Below are 17,049 nucleotides of genomic sequence, written 5' to 3'. Positions count from 1 at the left end.
TAACCGACATGGGTGTTAACCGATAATCGCAGGGGTCACCACGGCGCCTCCGACGAGCAGCGCCACAAAGAGTAATGACGCCAGAATAAACGGCTTCAGGCCCAGGTGCCTCAGGGCTTCAATTCGAGTTTGATATCCGAGAGCTGCCATTGCCATTGTCATGGCTATTTGTCCGGCAAGGACGAGCGTGCCTTGGGCTGTTTGGGGTAGATGTAACAGGCTATTCAGCACGACAACGGCGACAAAGCCAAACGCGAACCACGGGATCGTGAGCTTGCCGGTTGTTTCGTCACCGTTGTCGGTTTTATTTCGGTTCCGTGTCCAGATTTGGCCGATCACCAGAAGGAACGGGACCAGCAGCATCACCCGCACCAGTTTCACAATAACCGCATTGGCCATCGCTTGCTCCCCAACGGCATTCCCTGCGGCCACCACCTGTGCTACTTCGTGTACGGTGGAGCCAATGTAAATGCCGTACAGACCCTCATCCCAGCCCAGCAGTGGAAACATGATTGGGTAAATGAACATGGCCAGCGTACCGAAAAGTACCACCGTAGCCACCGCCATTGAGGTTGCCGCAGGCCTTGCCCGAATGGCGCCCTCGGTCGCCAGTACCGCCGCCGCACCACAGATTGCGCTGCCTGCACTGGTAAGGATGGCGGTATCGCGATCCAGTTTGAGCCAACGGGTGCCCAACCAATATCCAGCTGTTGTGATGGTGAGTACAACGAGTGTATCCAGAACCAGAATCATGGGCCCCAGGCCCACCAACTGCTGCACGGTGAGGGAGAACCCGAACAGCACAATGCCTGTTCTTAATAGCCAGCGGGAAGCAAAGCCAAGCCCGGGGGCGACACCTTCCAATTGTGTGCCGATACGGAGATTTCCAACCACGAGGCCCAGTATTAATGTGAATACCAGAGGCCCCAGTCCGGTCTCGTGAACGGGAGGCAAAGCCGCTAGGCCATAGCCAGCCAGCGTCAGAAACGCGCACAAACCTAATCCCTTGAACATTTGCGATACTCCTAACTTCTTGGAATATGCATATTCTATTCTGGCGATTTGATATTCGGGAAATGGTTGTTTTGTGTTTCTGTAATCGATTTTACGAATATTTTGGAGGCGTGCTGGGCGGGCGAGGGCGGTGTGAGATTGATTTACTAAGGATGAATAGTTCGATCAGTTTTGCTGTTTTTGTTTATATTTCAAACAATTTTTATTCAAATCCTATAGTATAGAAACTTAGGTTGGTAAATAAACCAAAGTGGACGGGGTAAATAGAATGAGTAAGAAGAACGAAAAAGCGACATTAACTTCTGCCACGATTGAAGAGCAGACGGCTGCATTTTTAAAGGCGGGTGGTTCTGTTGAGCATGTAGGTAAGGGTAAGAGTGGGCAAACGTTCCCTACCAATTCCAAGCAGATTAATCTGAAAAAGTAACAGTGGTTATCTGATACCAACAAAAAAGGCAGCCTAGGGCTGCCTTTTTTAGATTACGTTGTACCTGTTATTTACAGGGCAACAACGTTCTCTGCCTGAGGGCCTTTCTGGCCGTCGGTCACGGTGAACTCAACTTCTTGGCCTTCGGCCAGAGTCTTGAAACCGCCACCTTGAATAGCGCTGTAGTGAACAAAAACGTCTGGGCCGCTTTCACGAGTAATAAAGCCAAAACCTTTTGCTTCGTTGAAGAACTTAACGTTGCCAGTAACTGTAGACATAATATATATCCTGATTTTTAATCAATAATGTGCCGCCAAGAGATCGTTGTGATCTTTGATCAGCGATGTGCGGAAACAAAAAAACGTGCAGGGTCAAAAACAGGACTAGAAGTATGACTACTTGAAAGGTCTTATTCGTGAAATGCTTTGCTAAATCTTTCCAACGAGAGCTACAGTACGCGAGTTGATCGGCGTTGCATAGAGAAATTTTCAATTATTTTCCTACGATCGCGCAGCGCCAATAACCTGAGCCGATTTTCACCCGGACTGATACAGGACTTTATCACCCATGGCAGGCGCTTTTACCCTAATTACCCCTACTGAGATCGTCTTCGGCCGGGGGCACATCGCCCAACTGAATGACCGGGCGGCAAAGCTGGGTTCACGGGCACTGGTGGTGCACGGTAAGAGCCCGGGCAGGCTCTCGGGGGTTTTCGAGTCCCTTAATTCTATCGATATCGTCCAGATGCTGGCGATTGAAAAAGAGCCTGATCTGCCCACCCTCACAGCCGCTATCGAGGAAGGGAAATTATTAGGTATCGATCTGGTCATCGGAATTGGCGGTGGCTCGGTGATGGATTCCGCCAAGGTGCTGGCGGCCATGTTGCCTAGCGAAACCGGGTTGATGAGCCATTTGGAGGTGGTGGGAGACGGGCTGCCACTAGCCGCCAGTCGCTTGCCGCTGATCTTGGTGCCAACTACGTCGGGTACTGGTGCTGAAGTTACCCGCAATGCGGTGATTGATGTTCCGGATGCCCAGCGCAAGGTGAGTCTCAGGGATACCCAGTTACTCCCGGACCTCGCCCTGGTGGATCCGGCGCTCACCGACAACTGCCCCAAGACGGTGAGCCTGCATTCTGGGCTGGATGCGATTACTCAGGTGATCGAGCCCTACCTTTCGGCTCGCGCCAATCTGTTCACGGATATGTTGTGCAAAGAGGCGATTCCCAAAGGGCTTGCGGCCATAAAGCAATTGATGAGCAGCGAGTCTGAAGCGGCCCGTGATGCTCTGGCTCAGGTCAGCTTGTTCGGTGGGCTAGCGCTTGCGAACTCGGGGTTGGGTGTGGTGCACGGTATTGCAGGCCCGCTAGGCAGTTTGTGTGGTGCGCCCCACGGTGCCATTTGCGGCGCTTTGTTGCCCGCCGGTATTGCTGCAAACAGGGACAGCGTTGTCGAGACTGACCATAAGGCTCGTATCGATCAGGTCATTGACTGGATTGCGGACGTGTTCGAGACATCTCCAGATCAGGCGTTACCCGATTTTCGGCAATGGATTGTTTCGAGTGGCCTGCCTGGGCTAGCGTCCATTGGTGTCAACGAGGACCACATTATTGGCGCCACTCAAGCCGCAGCCACGTCCTCTTCGATGAAAGCCAATCCCGTTGTATTGCCGGCGGAAATCGTCGAAAAGGTTATACGTCAGTCGTTATGACAGCGAAGGTTCCGGGCTGATTTCTTCTGAATCGGATGTTGTTTCATGGCATTCGATAATCTCGAGTGACCCCGGCATGCATACTCGCTGCTTATGATGGATCTTGTCGGTATAGAAGCGGTCGACGTAGTTGAACGAGGCAACTTTGCAGTGTGAGTCGTAGCTCCATTTGCTCTGATCGGCGACCAGAATACGGGCTTGGGTATTGGCAATAATTGCCCGGCTCACTTCGGCCTCCCGAATTTCGTGATCCATCAAGCCGTTGACCAGATCCATGCTGCCGGTGCTGACAATGCCGAAGTCGGTTGTGAATGAGCTTAAGAAGTTAGTGACTTCAGGGCCAACCACGTCGTGATGGCTGTGCCGGTATATTCCACCAGAAACAATCACTTCGATGCCGGGGTTACCGGAAAGCGCCGTTAGCACACGGAAGTTGTTGGTCAGTATCCGGAGTGACGTGTGGCCCGCGAGCGCTTGGGCGACCAGTTCTATGGTACTGCCAACGCCCAGGCTTACGGTGGCACCTTCCGGAATGTCGGCGGCAACGCGCTTGGCGATTTGCTGTTTAGCGAACAGGTTGGGAACGGGTTCCCCGGGTAAGGCGGTTAGCGCCGGGGCCGGATTGGCTGGCAAGCTGACGCCACCATAACGACGGCGCAATAAACCCTGTTCACAGAGTTTGTTGATGTCGCGGCGAATGGTTTGGGTGGTAACGCCAAAACGCTGAGCGATGTCTTCGACTTCGACATGCTCTTGTTCATGCACCCATTCCAGGATGCAGCGCTGGCGTTCTTTTGCGCTCATCAGACTAAATGCTCGATCAGTTGACCCCTAGGGGTATCAGGCAAAGCTCCGGACTGAATCAGGTACGATGTTGCAGCCAGACCTCTGCCATTTCAGCAAAGCCCAGACCCGACGGTTGGCTGGCAATGGCAGCCGGCTGGTGGGTCATCACGGGTAAATGCTTGCGAATGTTGGCTACGCCAACACTCATTGGAAAGCTTCGGAACATACTCTCGTCGTTGGGCGCATCACCGATGAAGATGGCGCGCTTCTGCAACGCTTCGGTGTCCAGTCCCAGCAACTCCTGCCCGACACGAAGTGACATGGTGGATTTGTCGAATTCACCGAGCCAGATGTTGATGTGGATCGAACTTTGCCGTGCGCTGAAGCCCTGAGCCACCAGTGGCTCGTGAATCGCGGCCACTTGTTCCGGTGTTAGCGATTCCTGCTGGTTGTAGTCCACGGCCACATCCACAAAGCGGAAGGGTTGGTCTGTGGCCAGCTTGGGCTCGAAATCCAGTTCCAGGGCGGCAACCGCATCCAATATGGCCTGCTGGTCGCGGCGGTGCTTGGCTTCGTTTTCCCAGAAGTGCCAGCGTACAGTTTGTGGGGCTGTGCGCTCAGCATAGAATGCGCCGCCTTCACCAATAACCGCTTTTACTGGCCAGGTGCGAATGATCTGGTCACACCAGCCCGCGCAGCCACCCGTTACCGGGATGACACTTATGCCAGCCTCGGCTAAGCGACAGAGTGCTAGGTAGGTCTCTGGTAACAGCCGGCCACCGGTGGTGAGTGTATCGTCCACATCGGTGAAAAGAATGTCGGCATTGCCAAAATCAATACGGTCTTTCATAGAAACGGTTTTCCAGTTCACGGCGCGAGTGTTTGTCGCCCGAATGCTTCGGGCGACAAACAACTCAAGGTCAAATGACTTTCTTACGCAGGACGCTGGTCAGCGCCTCGCCCAGAATGACCAAAACAACGATTGCGAGCAGGATGGTTGCTACGGTTTGCCAAGCGAACATGTCGATTGACCCCTGTAGCAACACGCCGATACCACCGGCGCCGACCAAACCCAATACCGTGGATTCACGGATGTTGATGTCCCAGCGCAGAATGATGATGGCAAAGAATGCCGGCATGACCTGAGGCACGATCGCATACAGCACGACTTTCATCTTGCTGGCGCCAGTTGCTTCCATGGCTTCAACAGGGCGGCGGTCGATCTCTTCAATGGCTTCGCCCATCAGTTTGCCGATGAAGCCAACGGAGCGGAACATAACCGCCAGAATGCCGGCCAGCACGCCGGGGCCAAAAATGGCCACAAACAGCAAGGCCCAGATGATGGTGTTCACCGAACGACTGGATACCAGAATGAACCGGCCAATCCACAGCGTGAGCTTGTTGGGTGTGGTGTTCTGCGCGGCAATGTAAGACACCGGCAAGGCGATGAAAATCGTCAGCATGGTGGACAGTGTGGCGATATGGACGGTCTCCAGCATGGCGGCGAATATTGCATCCCACTTGCTGAACTCCGGTGGCCACATGCGACTAGCGAGGCTTTGGATCTGGTTGGGTGCATCCCATACCCAGGGCCAAAAGATGTCGATGTCACGTACGGCCCAGACAACCGCTATCAGGGTGACCAAATAGACCACATAGCGCGTAAGTTGTTCTTTACGGTCGTAACGTGACCAGACTCGATCGGTCAGTTTTGCTGCGTGATCTACCATACTTTTTTCCTCACCCATCCGCTCAAGCCTTCACTGACCAGAATGATTGCAATAATCATCAGCAAAATGGCAAAGGCGAAATCGTAATCGTAACGTCCGAATGCGTTCATCAAGGTGCCACCGATACCGCCGGCACCGACAATGCCAACAACGGCTGATGCCCGCAGGTTACTGTCGAGCTGATACATAGAGAGGCCGATCTGACGCGGCATGATCTGCGGGAATACTCCATAGACCAGGATTTTCATGTAACCGGCGCCGACAGAGCGCATGGCTTCCACCTGGCCCCAGTCGATTTCTTCAATCTCTTCAGCCAGCAACTTGGCCACAAACCCGATGGAATAAAGGGTCAGGGTCAGAATGCCTGCCATGGGGCCAAAGCCTACGGCCGCAACAAACAGAATGGCGACGATAACCGGGTGAAAACTGCGGGAGACAATAATCAGGGTTCGCCCCAGCAGATAAACCGGCAGGGGAGCTACGTTCCGAGCCGCCATGACCGCAATGGGTACCGATAAGAGAACACCCAGCAGGGTCGCCAAAAAGGCGATCTGGAAACTTTCCTTGAAACCTGTCCATAACAGCTCGGCGCGTTCAAAGCTGGGAGGGAAGGCGCCGCCAAAAATTTTGCCAGCACGGGGCAAGCCTTCGGCGATGCGCTGCCAGTCAAACGGCAGAGTGGAGAATGCCCAATACAGGTAGGCCAGAACGATGACGGCCAGTCCGTAGCGAATCCAGGGGTTCGCTATAAAAGGGGGCTTTTTCCAGACTCTGCCCGACTTGGCGTCGGATGCAGTTCTGCCGGATGTCATGCTGAAGCCTCCTCGGTTGGGGATGCGGGTTCACCGGCATCTTCTTCCGGTGATTCGATACCACCGTAGATGGCATCCAAGGCATCCTGGTTGAAGTCTTTGGGCTCCCCGTCAAAGATCATCTGCCCATGACGCATGCCGACAATACGGTCGGTGTACATGCGTGCCTGAGTGACGTTGTGAATGTTGATCAGCACGGGCAAGGACATTTCGCTGGCAAGGCTTTGCAGCAGGCTCATGATCTGTTGCGAGGTTTTGGGGTCCAACGAGGCTGTAGGCTCGTCGGCCAGAAGAATCTCGGGCTCTTGCATCAGTGCCCGCACCACCGCCACACGCTGGCGTTCACCACCAGACAGCTGGTCGGCCCGTTTGTCGGCGTAGTGGGCAATCCCCACACGTTCCATAAGGCTGAAGGCGCGGTCAATATCCGACTGCGGGAAGCGGCGAGTCAGGGCCTGGAAGAAGGACACGTAGCCCAAGCGCCCGGAGAGCACGTTTTCCATGACCGTTAAGCGATCAATCAAGTTGAAGCCCTGAAATACCATACCAATGCGTCGGCGAGCATGGCGCAGTTCGCTGCCGCGAAGATTGACCAACTCGTGGTCGTTCAGCTTGATCGAACCCGAGGTCGGCTCGACCAACCGGTTGATGCAGCGTAACAGGGTGCTTTTACCGGCACCGGATGCACCGACGATGGAAACAACGCTGCTGCCTTTGACCTTCAGGTTCAGGCCTTTGAGCACAGGTTCGTTTTGCCCGTAACGTTTTACGAGGTTGGTAATCTCTAACATGTGGTTAACTCCGGGTAGAGCCTCTGGCATGTCACCAGAGACTCTTGGTCTGCTTATTTAAGGTTTTCGCGGGTGTACTGGACGCCATTAGAAGCCTGAATGGTCCGAATGACCTTCCAGTTGTCTTTGTAGTTGATGGGAATGAAGGTCTCGACGCCTTCAAACTCTTCGCCCAGCTCGGTGCCGCTGAACTTGAAGGTGTAAAAGGCCTCACGGATCTTCTCAACTAGGTCCGGGTGCAGGTTGTGAGCGTGGTTGTATGACGTTGTCGGGAAACGATCGGATTCCCAAACCAGACGTACGTCGTCTGTGTCGTACAGTCCGCGAGCGGCCATACGCTCGACCACTTCAGACGCTACCGGAGCTGCGTCATAGTCTTTGGCAACGACACCCAGCATGGACTGGTCGTGGCTGCCTGAGAAGGTGATTTCATAGTCTTCGCCGGGTACGACGCCCAGTTCAGGGAACAGGGCTCTTGGCGCCTGGTTGCCGGAGTTAGACGTGGGGGAAGTGTGGGCTACACGCTTGCCCTTCAGGTCTGTAATTTCATGAATGTCGGAATCGCTGTGGGTGAAAACCTGCAGCGAATAACCGAACTGACCGGATTCAGAGCCCATCAGCGCGAAAGGCACCGCACCCGCCAGGTTAACCGCGAAAGGCGTCGGGCCTGTGGAGAAACCAGCAATATGCAGACGGCCGCTGCGCATAGCTTCTACTTGAGCGGAGTTGGACTGTACGGCAAAGAAGCGAACATCACGGCCGGTGACTTCCGACAGGTGGTCGATGAACGGTTGCCAGATATCGGAGTAAATGGCCGGGTCTTCAACGGGTGTATAGGCAAAAATCAGTGTGTCGGGATCGTTCCACTGAGACTGGTCTTTAGGCAGATCGGCAACCATGTCGCCATTTTCGTCGCAATACAGCGTATCCAGCGCGCCTCTTTCGCAATCTGCGAATACCTGACCGCTAAAGCCTGTCATCAGAACGGATGCTGCCAAGGCAGCGGAGGGCAGTGCCCCGGAAAACTTTTTGTTATGGGAATTCATTGTGATTCTCCGTCGGGAGCGGTCCATGCAGTTTTATTGAACATCCGGGAGGGCCGGCTCCATTGGTTTTTATTGCGAGATGTTCAATTGAACATTGATAGTAACAGTCTATGTCTATTAGGCAAGATGGTTCTTGTTTGAATGCTTTTGGGGGGAGTTCGGTGGTTTTTCTGATCGGGGTTTCGAGGCGGGGTCGTTCGGTTGGGGAGGGCGCTGAAGCCCTCCCCGATCACTCAGGCATAGTCGTACTCGCCGCCTTTCTCAAGCGCCGTTTGATAAGCCGGACGAGCGTGTACCCGCTCTACCCAGGCGGTGATGTTGGGTCGGCTCTTACCGACGATTCCTCGTGCTGCTGAGGCTTCCAGTGGAAAGCTCATCTGAATGTCCGCCGCGCTAAGCTTATCCCCCAGGAACCAGGTGCTTTTGGCCAGATGGGCTTCGACAAAGTTCAGGTGGGTATTAATCATCGGGCCAATAAAGATTTCATTGGTTTTGTCTGAAATCCCTTTGGCGACAGGCTTGATGAAGAACGGCATTGGGCTGGTTTTCACCTTCTCGAACACCAAGCGCATCACCAGCGGTGGCATCAGCGAACCTTCGGCGTAATGCATCCAGTAGGAGTAATCCAGCCAGGCTTGTCCGCCGGACTCCGGCAGCATGGTGTCTTTGCCATAGGTGTGGGCGAGGTATTCGATAATAGCGCCGGATTCCGCCACGACCAGATCGCCATCGGTGATCACCGGGGATTTGCCCAGAGGGTGTACTTTCTTGAGGCTTTCCGGCGCCAGCATGGTTTGGGCATCACGCTCGTAACGCTTGATCTCGTAGGGCACGCCCAGCTCTTCCAGCATCCAGAGAATGCGCTGTGAGCGGGAATTGTTCAGGTGATGGACCGTAATCATGCAGAACTCCATTGGCATCGCAATTAGAAGAAGACTGTTAGAGTAGACTGAAAATGTGGTTTTGGATCACCGGATGGGGTGTTTTCGGTGATGTTTTGGCTCACGACGCCAATCGGAGACCGCTGTTGACGATTATTTCCTGAAAACCAGCAACCGGTTGTTCGCGGGCATCGCGTGGTTCTCCGACAGGGTCAGGCCGACGGTTTGCGCTAGTGTGCTCAGATCTTCCAGATCCCGGATGCCCATGTGCGCAGCGCTGGCTTTTAGATGTTGATCAAATGCTCGGTTGCCTTCACTAGAATACTGACCCTGATTGTTGAAAGGGCCATACAGGCAAAAAGCTCCTTCTTTTGGCAGGCGCTTACCAATGTTGTGAAACATCTGCTCGACTTCGCTCCAGGCCATAATGTGGGCCGTGTTTGCCGAGAACACCCACGTGAAGGATTCAACGGGCCAAGGGGGCGTGGCGACATCCAGTTCAAGCACTGGCAAGGTGTTGGGTAGCGCGGCTAGCTCTAACCGGGGGCCGCAGTTTTTAACCGCGTTGGGATGGTCAGTCGGTTGCCACTGGAGGTGAGGCATTGCTTCTGCGAAGTGCACGGCGTGCTGCGCGGTGCCGGTGCCGACTTCCAAAACTTTGCCCGGCGCATCGAAAATCTCGCGGAGTTTTTCCAGTATGGGGGTTTTGTTGTTCTCACAAGACTGGGAAAACGGGAGGTCGGTGGTCATTGAGTGGCATCTCCGGTTGCTGAATACGGTGTGTCGATTATGCGTGTGAAACGCGTGTAAATGCCAATCGCTGAAGGTGTTGAGAGACTGCGCTGCGCCGGAAAGGCAAGCGGGTATTTGCAAGATGTTAGGGCTTTTCGGGATGATGGTTAAATCTACGCCACAACGATCCGGGAGACTGCCATGAACGAAGACTGGCTGAACGCTCTGCCCAAAGCGGAATTGCACTTGCATCTGGAGGGTGCTCTTGAGCCCGAACTGATGTTTACACTGGCCCGACGCAATGGCATTGAGTTGCCGTGGAGCGATGTGGATGCGCTGCGCCAGGCCTATTCCTTCAATAACCTGCAAGAGTTCCTGGATCTGTATTATCAGGGCGCCAATGTGTTGCGTACGGAGCAGGATTTCTATGACCTCACATGGGCATACCTGCAGAAGTGTCAGGCGCAGGGCGTGGTGCATGTTGAGCCGTTCTACGATCCCCAAACCCATACCGAACGCGGCATCCCTTTTGAGGTGGCCATCCATGGCATCAGCGCCGCCCTGCGCGATGGGCGTGAGCAGTTGGGTATTTCCGGGGGGCTGATCCTTAGTTTTCTGCGGCACTTGTCGGAAGACGATGCCTTCCGCACGCTTGAACAGGCGATGCCATTTCGTGATCAGTTCTTTGCAGTGGGGCTGGACAGCTCTGAGCAGGGCCACCCACCCAGTAAGTTTGAACGGGTGTTCGCCAAGGCGCGTGCTGAAGGTTTTCTGGCGGTTGCTCACGCCGGTGAAGAAGGGCCGCCCGAGTACATCTGGCAGGCGCTGGATTTGCTCAAGGTAAGCCGCATTGACCACGGCGTACGCGCAGCAGAAGACCCGAAGTTGCTCGACCGGCTGGCGGATGAGCAGATTCCCTTAACCGTGTGCCCGCTGTCGAACATCAAACTGCGTGTTTTTCAGGACATGAACCAGCACAACATTCTGGATCTATTAGCGCGTGGTTTGAAGGTTACCGTGAACTCGGATGACCCATCGTATTTCGGCGGTTATGTCTTGGAGAACTTTCAGGCCCTGCGTGACGGTTTGGGGATGACCGAAGATCAAGCCCGCCAATTGGCGCAAAATAGCATGGATGCCCGTTTGGTGTAATGCCGAGAGCTGGGCTGGCCCAGCTCTCATTTGACGGGTTATTTTACGTTGTAGATATCAATGATGGTTTGTGCCAACTCTAGATCGTTTTCGTTGCTAAGAGCTAGTTGGTTTAGCGCTTTAACAGTGGTTTCCTTCTCCGACTGGTCGATGCCAATGATGCCTAGGATCGTTGCAACCTTGTCCCCACCTCCGCTTGCTAGTTCGTGACGTATTTCACCGCTAAACGCAATCAACAGTTCCTTTATTTTTCTTGGCCTAGATGATGATAGGCCTGTTGGAGAATCTGGCGTAAGTGTTACGAAATATTGGTCGGGTGAAAACTCGTGAATAGCGCCTGATACCCCGTCAGTTGTTGAGCCAACAAGCCCGCCGAATACGACGTTGCCAAAGAACCAAGGGTTGGTGGTTGTGGACAGTTGGGCTGTGTGAGTTTTGTAGCCTTCTTTCTCGAACGTAATGGATTGATTTGTGCCTTTGTCGACCAGCACAGTAAGGGGGGTCTTGCCGAGTACCCTGCCGGATACAGTGACAGTCGCGTCTTCAGGTTCGCTGTTGAACGTGAGGTTCTGATCTGTGCCTGTAACGATGGAGGCGCAACCGCTAGCCAAAGAGACAAGTATGGAAAGCGTGAGTAATAAAAGCGATTTCATTTAATTTCCTTGAGTCATCGTGATCCGATATGTCCCATCTATAAGGACGTGGCCATTTTCTATTTATTGCGAGAGATAAATGTCGCCAGGTTTGATCTCTAATTCAGACAGGGCGGCGAGAAGGCTTGCAATGTTTGCTTTTCCCGAGCCTTCATTCGCAAGCCTCAGACGTTTGATTGCAGCGAATGCATCGCCAAATGTTGCGGTATATGGGGCAACAATTGTCTCGTTCATGACGACAGCACCATTGTTTTCCCGGTCGGTAAGAAGGTACTTAACATGTGTCGTAACAGTAAAATCGAGTCCGAAGAGAGGTTGGACCACTTCAAGTAGAATAACTTCAAGCTGATATCGGCCCTTTCCTGATAGAAGGCCTTGCTGAAGGAGGCTTTCCTTTATTGCGCCAGAGAAAGCGTTATTGTCAATTTCCGATGTCCACGCTGGATTGGTTTTAGTTCCACCTGTGACATTGGAAATTCCCATATTGTTTTCAAGCTCAGCATCGTAAATTTTAGCTGGGCCGTCGTAGATCATGTTGTCCATCTTGGCGCCAGAAGCGCATCCCGACAAATAGATTGCCGACGCCGCAATTACCAAAAAACGTAAAAGGTTCACGAAAGTTCCTTTTTCTTGGCGATATCAGTTTTTCTATAGCCACTGCGTTGACGTGGCTTTAGGTAGGATTTTCGGGTAGTCGTCAGAATCTCGCGGATAGCCCAATCCCGCCAGAGGCTGCGGTTGCATCAGCGTCTCCACCAACGAAGTCTTCGTAGTCGCCGGCATCACGGAAGTTGATCCAGAGTTCGAGAGAGACAGGGTTCCAGTTATATCCAATACCCCCGCCTAGCATTAAGCCGTTAAAGTCGAACTCCTCGCTATAGCCACTGTATTCAAGTGTTTCATTGAAAAAGCCGAGGGAACCATACGCTTTGAAACCAGTAGTAGCGAGACCTGTACCTGCAATTACACTGCCTTCAATTGCGGTCAGGTCAAGATTTGAATCGTCTTCATGGCTTTGGTTGGCATAGGTTAATCTGAATGCGAAGTTATCGTTAACGGCCGCAGTTCCAAATAAAGCGAAACCGCTAAAATTTTCATCTTCGCTACCATAGTAAGTGTCAATACTTGTTGCAGTAGCAAAGGATGAGATACCGACAGAGAAGCGTTTTTGCTCGTCGACTTCAGTGGCAAGTGCTGGGGTGGCTGTCATAGATATGCTTGCGGCAATTAACGCTTTTTTGAACATTAGTTCTTCCTTGAGTTTAATTATATTTTGTTGCTTTGAGCCGCTTCGTGACCGAAGACTACATTACTTGCAAGGTAATACCTTTCCTCAATACATGAGCGGGGGCGTTCGATAGGGATGCTGATATTTGGATGTGGGGAGGCACTGCAGGGATCCGACATCCATTGTCGCTAGCTATAAGTTGCTGTCCTATCCAAACAAATGATGACGTATTGGCGCGTTGAGGTGAAGATGGCACTTGAAGATTTTACATTCATACACAATTGATTATTGGAGGGCTCTGCTTTTCTCTTCAGGGCCATTCGGTTCTATCAACTTGGCCCGCTCAGCACTGCCTCGTTGGGTGCTCGACATAGACAATGGCCGCCATCGAACGTAACGGAGTAAACGCAAAGATGGCACGAGTAACCGCGCACGACGGTGCCAAACTGAAAGTACGGGAAATCGGGCGGGGCCCGGTGGTTATCCTTCTTCACGGTTTTGGTATGGAGAGCCGCCACTGGTTGCCGATTGTGTTGCCGTTGGCGCATAAGTTCCGGTTTGTGCTTCCCGACTTGCGGGGGTTTGGCGGGTCTTCGCGGCTGACGTGCAGTGAGTCCTGCGTGCTGACAAGCCACGCTAAAGATCTTGATGCCATCATTCGTGCCTACGGTCATGGCAAACCGGTTGGGTTGGGCGGGATTTCCATGGGTGCCAGCACGGCTTTGCGCTATATGGAAATGTTCGGCACCGAGGCGATCCGCCATTACGCCCACATTGATCAGGCACCGCGTATTTCGCATGGCCCGGATTGGCCTTGGGGGATATTTGGTGAGCTGGGGCCCGAGCGCATTCGTGGTTGGCGGCCGATGCTGGATCAAGTGGCGAAAATTGACCCACAGACACCCTATGAAAACTTGCCGGTATCGCTGCGCAAACAGTTGCATGAAGATCTGGCCGGTTTCATGGCTTCGGCGCTGAGTCGGGGCTGGATGAAGTGGGGGGCAGGGCGGTTAATGCGTGTGCCATACATTGCGCGGCAACTCGTGCCTTTGGACAACTGGTATACCCTGTACCAGCACATGCGTGCCTACACGGAACGCGAGTACGATTTCCGGCCTATTTTGCCCAAACTGGAAGTGCCGACTACGGTCATAGCGGGCCGCCGCTCGGAAATGTACCCCTGGGAGGGGCAGGCGTTCATGGCCGATAAACTGCCCAATGCTCGGTTGGTCACGTTTGAACACAGCGGGCATGTGCCGCTGATTGACCAACCGATCGCCTGTATCCGAACGCTGAGTAAAGCGTTCGGATAAAAAGGCTGAATGCTATTTGTTGGAGGGCCGGTTTATTCAGCCGGCGTCCACAAACCCTGCAATTGCCCCAGTAGTGACGAACCAATGTCCTGATTGCCCAGGAAACCTAATATTACTGGTACGAACTGCTGCACCATGGATACATCCATTCCCAAGGCTGAGAAGGCTGACTGAACCCCGTCCATCGATGAAATGTTGGAGAGTAGGCTTTCTGTCAGACCACCACCGCCACCCAGAAGGCTGGACAGGCCGGAGGCTTCGCTGCTCAGGTTGCTGATGGTGTCTTGCCCAAGCTGGTTTTGGGCCAGTTGCAGTAATGCACCGGTGCCGCCCACGGCTTGAGTTTGTGTCACACCCAGTTGGTCAGTCAGCTGGCCTACGAGCTGTTGCGCTTCACCGTTGACTTCGGTGGTTGGAGACAGCGCCATGGCGCCGGTTGTCAGTGCATCGTTCAGGCTAAAGGCACTGGCGCTGGGGGCGAGCAGGTAGATACTGGAGACTAAAAGAAACTGCTTGAGAATAGCATTCATTCGGGCGTCCTAATTTTGAATGTGCGAGCAAGTCCTTTCTATATTGAGGCAATGTGAGACTTTTTACAGTGTAATAAACCGAAATAAAGTCATGAATTTTCATTCATGTGGCTGAATATTGGAGTCAGTCCAGGGTGTGTGTTCAAAAACTGTACTATTCTTTTATGACAGCTTCTTTCCGCTGATGGCGCCCCATCATGGTTCGGGAGAGTGTTATGAGTCAGGGTCTCTTGGGTTTCAGGTTTCTCGTTGGTCTTTGGGCTCTACTGGTTGGCGCCGATGCTCTGGCGGAGAGTTTTGCCGGTTCCGAAAGCTGTAAGAGCTGCCATGAAACCGTTTATGAACAATACGAACGGTCGGGCCATCCCTACAAAATTCAAGCGGTGGAAGGCGCGCGGCCGCTCTATCCGTCCGGCACCTCGCCCGGTGTGCCGCATCCCCCGTTGGGTGAAGATTGGAAGTCCATCAGTTACGTCATTGGTGGGTTCGGTTGGAAGGCGCGTTTCATGGATGCTCAGGGCTATATTCTTACGGGTGAAAGCCGCCAATACAACTTGCCGAATATGGCCTTGGGCCTAGATGCGCACTGGGTCGCCTATGGGGGTGACGAGCCATCCCGAAAGCCATACACCTGCGGTGGATGTCATACCACCGGATGGGAATCCACGGGGGCCGCTGGGCCGCATCAGGCTGGACTGCCTGGCATCCATGGAACGTGGGCAGAACCCGGCGTGACATGCGAAGCGTGTCACGGTGCCAGTGCCGATCACGTTACCAGTCCCAAAGAGTTCAAACCGACCGTTGAGGAAAACTGTGGCACCTGCCATTCGCGAGGCGATCCCAGTCAGATCGACGCAAAGGGCGGGCTGATTCGGCATCATGAGCAATATGAGGATTTGTTAGCCTCTCCGCACAAGCCGCTGGGTTGCGGTGCTTGTCATGATCCTCACAAGAGCACGATCTATCAGGCCGGTGGCTATCTGGGCGCCGACACCACCTGCAAAACCTGCCATCAAAACATCGAGATCAAACTTGAGGCTAAAAAGGATGTGGCCTGCCAAACCTGCCATATGCCGCACGCGGTTAAATCTGCGGTATCCACAGTCGTGACGTATGACGGCGGCAGCGTGCCAAAAGGCGATTTGCGAACACACATTCAGCGCATCAGCACCGATCCGAACTGGAAGATGTTTACTGATGATGGCGCGTTTGTGCGCGTGGATGATGCTGGTAAGGCCTACCTGACACTGGATTACGTGTGCTTGTCTTGTCACGTCGATAAAGATAAGGAGTGGGCGCAGTCTTATGCCGAAAAAGTCCATTGATTCCGGCGGTAGCAAGGAGGCGGAGGGGATATGGGGTAGGGCGAAACGGAAGATGGCGGCGCTTCCAATAGATAGTACCCCTAAAGCTTTGCTTGTGGCCGGCGTGATTGGTTTGATCTGCGGTTATCTGGTGACCAGTTCGAACGTGCTTCTGAAGCCTCGATACCTTGCAAATCAGGAATGGGATCAACAGAAGAGCCTGCTTGATATGGTTAGAAGCCAGCCCGGGATGCAGGAGCTATTCGAAGAGGTGTCGGCAGAGCACGTGAAAGCGCATGTGATCGATCTCGAAACAGGGCAGCACTTGCAAGCAATCGACCCGAATGAATTTGACCAGCGGGCAGCGGCGAAGCTCCCGGACCAAAGCATTGAGATCGCTGTCGACAAGGATCTCGCGAAGATTAAGCGGCGGGAAAAGTACGCCAAGGTTTATCTGGTCAGTAAAGATCGCGAGATAAAAATGATCATCCTGCCGGTCTACGGTAGCGGGTACGCTTCCACCTTGTATGGCTATCTCGGGCTGGCGGCCGATGCCAACACCGTTGTTGGTTTAACCTTTTACGAGCACGCTGAAACGCCGGGGCTTGGAGCTCGGGTCGGAGACGCCAAATGGCTGCAGCAATGGCAAGGGAAGCAGGTGCGCGATTCGGAGGGTGAAATTCGCATTGGCGTGGCAAGGGGGCAGGTGCCAGCGTCAAGTCCGTCTGCCGTCTATGAAGTCGACGGGCTGTCGGGTGCCACCAGGACGAGTCGCAGTGTCACCGGTTTGTTGCGCTACTGGCTGGGGGATGACGGTTTTGGGCCGTATCTCAGTACACTGCGGCCTCCGGAGCCCGAATAGTCATTCTTGAAATCCCACCGTTTTATTTTTCTGCTATGTTGTCCGTCCTTATGCACGGTTCGTTTAAACCGTGAACAT

At 53.6% G+C, this 17,049-nt stretch carries 20 protein-coding genes; 6 read left to right on the top strand and 14 right to left on the bottom strand.

Features of this window, described 5'->3' with window-relative positions; all coding sequences use genetic code 11:
• Window positions 1-15 precede the first annotated feature (15 nt).
• The gene (locus VOI14_RS07605) at window positions 16-1,014 is read right to left on the bottom strand and encodes a YeiH family protein (RefSeq protein ID WP_323751435.1); all 999 of its coding nucleotides are present in this window, start codon (window positions 1,012-1,014) and stop codon (window positions 16-18) included.
• Between the two features lie 268 nt (window positions 1,015-1,282).
• On the opposite strand from VOI14_RS07605, the gene VOI14_RS07600 reads away from it, so the two are divergent.
• Window positions 1,283-1,441: a hypothetical protein gene (locus VOI14_RS07600; protein WP_323751434.1), complete on the top strand. Its 159-nt coding sequence runs from the start codon at window positions 1,283-1,285 to the stop codon at window positions 1,439-1,441.
• 71 nt (window positions 1,442-1,512) lie between these two features.
• Here the strand turns inward: VOI14_RS07600 and VOI14_RS07595 are convergent, their stop codons facing one another.
• A complete protein-coding gene (locus VOI14_RS07595; RefSeq protein ID WP_323751433.1) occupies window positions 1,513-1,719 on the bottom strand; it encodes a cold-shock protein in 207 nt (68 codons plus the stop codon).
• Window positions 1,720-2,008: 289 nt separating this feature from the next.
• Between VOI14_RS07595 and VOI14_RS07590 the strand changes: the two genes are divergently transcribed.
• On the top strand, window positions 2,009-3,151 hold the full coding sequence (locus VOI14_RS07590; RefSeq protein WP_323751432.1) for an iron-containing alcohol dehydrogenase: 1,143 nt from the start codon (window positions 2,009-2,011) through the stop codon (window positions 3,149-3,151).
• On the opposite strand, the gene VOI14_RS07585 is transcribed toward VOI14_RS07590, so the two are convergent.
• From VOI14_RS07585 to VOI14_RS07550, 8 genes are all read right to left on the bottom strand, one after another.
• Window positions 3,146-3,955 carry a DeoR/GlpR family DNA-binding transcription regulator gene (locus tag VOI14_RS07585; RefSeq protein WP_323751431.1) on the bottom strand — a complete coding sequence of 270 codons (810 nt, stop codon included), beginning with the start codon at window positions 3,953-3,955 and terminating at the stop codon, window positions 3,146-3,148. The two genes, VOI14_RS07590 and VOI14_RS07585, sit on opposite strands and share 6 nt — an antisense overlap.
• Window positions 3,956-4,013: 58 nt before the next feature.
• A complete protein-coding gene (locus VOI14_RS07580; protein ID WP_323751430.1) occupies window positions 4,014-4,787 on the bottom strand; it encodes an HAD-IIB family hydrolase in 774 nt (257 codons plus the stop codon).
• 70 nt (window positions 4,788-4,857) lie between these two features.
• Window positions 4,858-5,667: a phosphonate ABC transporter, permease protein PhnE gene (gene phnE / locus VOI14_RS07575; RefSeq protein WP_323751429.1), complete on the bottom strand. Its 810-nt coding sequence runs from the start codon at window positions 5,665-5,667 to the stop codon at window positions 4,858-4,860.
• Window positions 5,661-6,479: a phosphonate ABC transporter, permease protein PhnE gene (phnE, locus tag VOI14_RS07570; protein WP_323751428.1), complete on the bottom strand. Its 819-nt coding sequence runs from the start codon at window positions 6,477-6,479 to the stop codon at window positions 5,661-5,663. The genes phnE (VOI14_RS07575) and phnE (VOI14_RS07570) overlap by 7 nt, the downstream gene beginning before the upstream one ends.
• Window positions 6,476-7,270 (bottom strand): phosphonate ABC transporter ATP-binding protein, encoded by a 795-nt coding sequence (phnC, locus tag VOI14_RS07565; RefSeq protein ID WP_323751427.1) that lies wholly within the window; start codon window positions 7,268-7,270, stop codon window positions 6,476-6,478. The genes phnE (VOI14_RS07570) and phnC overlap by 4 nt, the downstream gene beginning before the upstream one ends.
• Before the next feature lie 53 nt (window positions 7,271-7,323).
• Window positions 7,324-8,316, bottom strand: a complete 993-nt coding sequence (gene phnD, locus VOI14_RS07560; RefSeq protein ID WP_323751426.1) for a phosphate/phosphite/phosphonate ABC transporter substrate-binding protein — start codon at window positions 8,314-8,316, stop codon at window positions 7,324-7,326.
• Window positions 8,317-8,549: 233 nt separating this feature from the next.
• Window positions 8,550-9,218, bottom strand: coding sequence for a glutathione S-transferase (locus tag VOI14_RS07555; protein WP_323751425.1), 669 nt, complete (start codon window positions 9,216-9,218; stop codon window positions 8,550-8,552).
• Window positions 9,219-9,350: 132 nt separating this feature from the next.
• Window positions 9,351-9,947 (bottom strand): DUF938 domain-containing protein, encoded by a 597-nt coding sequence (locus VOI14_RS07550; RefSeq protein ID WP_323751424.1) that lies wholly within the window; start codon window positions 9,945-9,947, stop codon window positions 9,351-9,353.
• 183 nt (window positions 9,948-10,130) lie between these two features.
• On the opposite strand from VOI14_RS07550, the gene VOI14_RS07545 reads away from it, so the two are divergent.
• On the top strand, window positions 10,131-11,081 hold the full coding sequence (locus VOI14_RS07545; protein ID WP_323751423.1) for an adenosine deaminase: 951 nt from the start codon (window positions 10,131-10,133) through the stop codon (window positions 11,079-11,081).
• Between the two features lie 38 nt (window positions 11,082-11,119).
• Here VOI14_RS07545 and VOI14_RS07540 read toward each other — a convergent pair whose 3' ends face one another.
• The 3 genes from VOI14_RS07540 to VOI14_RS07530 form a co-directional block, all read right to left on the bottom strand.
• The gene (locus VOI14_RS07540; RefSeq protein ID WP_323751422.1) at window positions 11,120-11,734 is read right to left on the bottom strand and encodes a PEGA domain-containing protein; all 615 of its coding nucleotides are present in this window, start codon (window positions 11,732-11,734) and stop codon (window positions 11,120-11,122) included.
• A 63-nt stretch (window positions 11,735-11,797) separates the two neighbouring features.
• Complete coding sequence (locus VOI14_RS07535) at window positions 11,798-12,349, bottom strand: hypothetical protein (RefSeq protein WP_323751421.1); 552 nt, start codon at window positions 12,347-12,349, stop codon at window positions 11,798-11,800.
• An 82-nt stretch (window positions 12,350-12,431) separates the two neighbouring features.
• Window positions 12,432-12,980, bottom strand: coding sequence for an outer membrane beta-barrel protein (locus VOI14_RS07530; RefSeq protein ID WP_323751420.1), 549 nt, complete (start codon window positions 12,978-12,980; stop codon window positions 12,432-12,434).
• 395 nt (window positions 12,981-13,375) lie between these two features.
• Here VOI14_RS07530 and VOI14_RS07525 point away from each other — a divergent pair, with 395 nt between their 5' ends.
• Entirely contained in the window at window positions 13,376-14,275 is a 900-nt protein-coding gene (locus VOI14_RS07525) for an alpha/beta hydrolase (protein ID WP_323751419.1), read from the top strand.
• A 32-nt stretch (window positions 14,276-14,307) separates the two neighbouring features.
• Here the strand turns inward: VOI14_RS07525 and VOI14_RS07520 are convergent, their stop codons facing one another.
• Window positions 14,308-14,805, bottom strand: a complete 498-nt coding sequence (locus VOI14_RS07520) for a DUF2780 domain-containing protein (RefSeq protein ID WP_323751418.1) — start codon at window positions 14,803-14,805, stop codon at window positions 14,308-14,310.
• A gap of 215 nt (window positions 14,806-15,020) precedes the next feature.
• On the opposite strand from VOI14_RS07520, the gene VOI14_RS07515 reads away from it, so the two are divergent.
• Entirely contained in the window at window positions 15,021-16,130 is a 1,110-nt protein-coding gene (locus VOI14_RS07515; protein WP_323751417.1) for a multiheme c-type cytochrome, read from the top strand.
• A complete protein-coding gene (locus VOI14_RS07510) occupies window positions 16,111-16,971 on the top strand; it encodes a Na(+)-translocating NADH-quinone reductase subunit C (RefSeq protein ID WP_323751416.1) in 861 nt (286 codons plus the stop codon). Before VOI14_RS07515 ends, VOI14_RS07510 begins: the two co-directional genes overlap by 20 nt.
• Window positions 16,972-17,049 lie beyond the last annotated feature (78 nt).

This window comes from Marinobacter sp., assembly GCF_034669625.1.
Classification (GTDB): Bacteria; Pseudomonadota; Gammaproteobacteria; order Pseudomonadales; family Oleiphilaceae; genus Marinobacter.
This window is presented reverse-complemented; position numbering and strand designations above follow the sequence as displayed.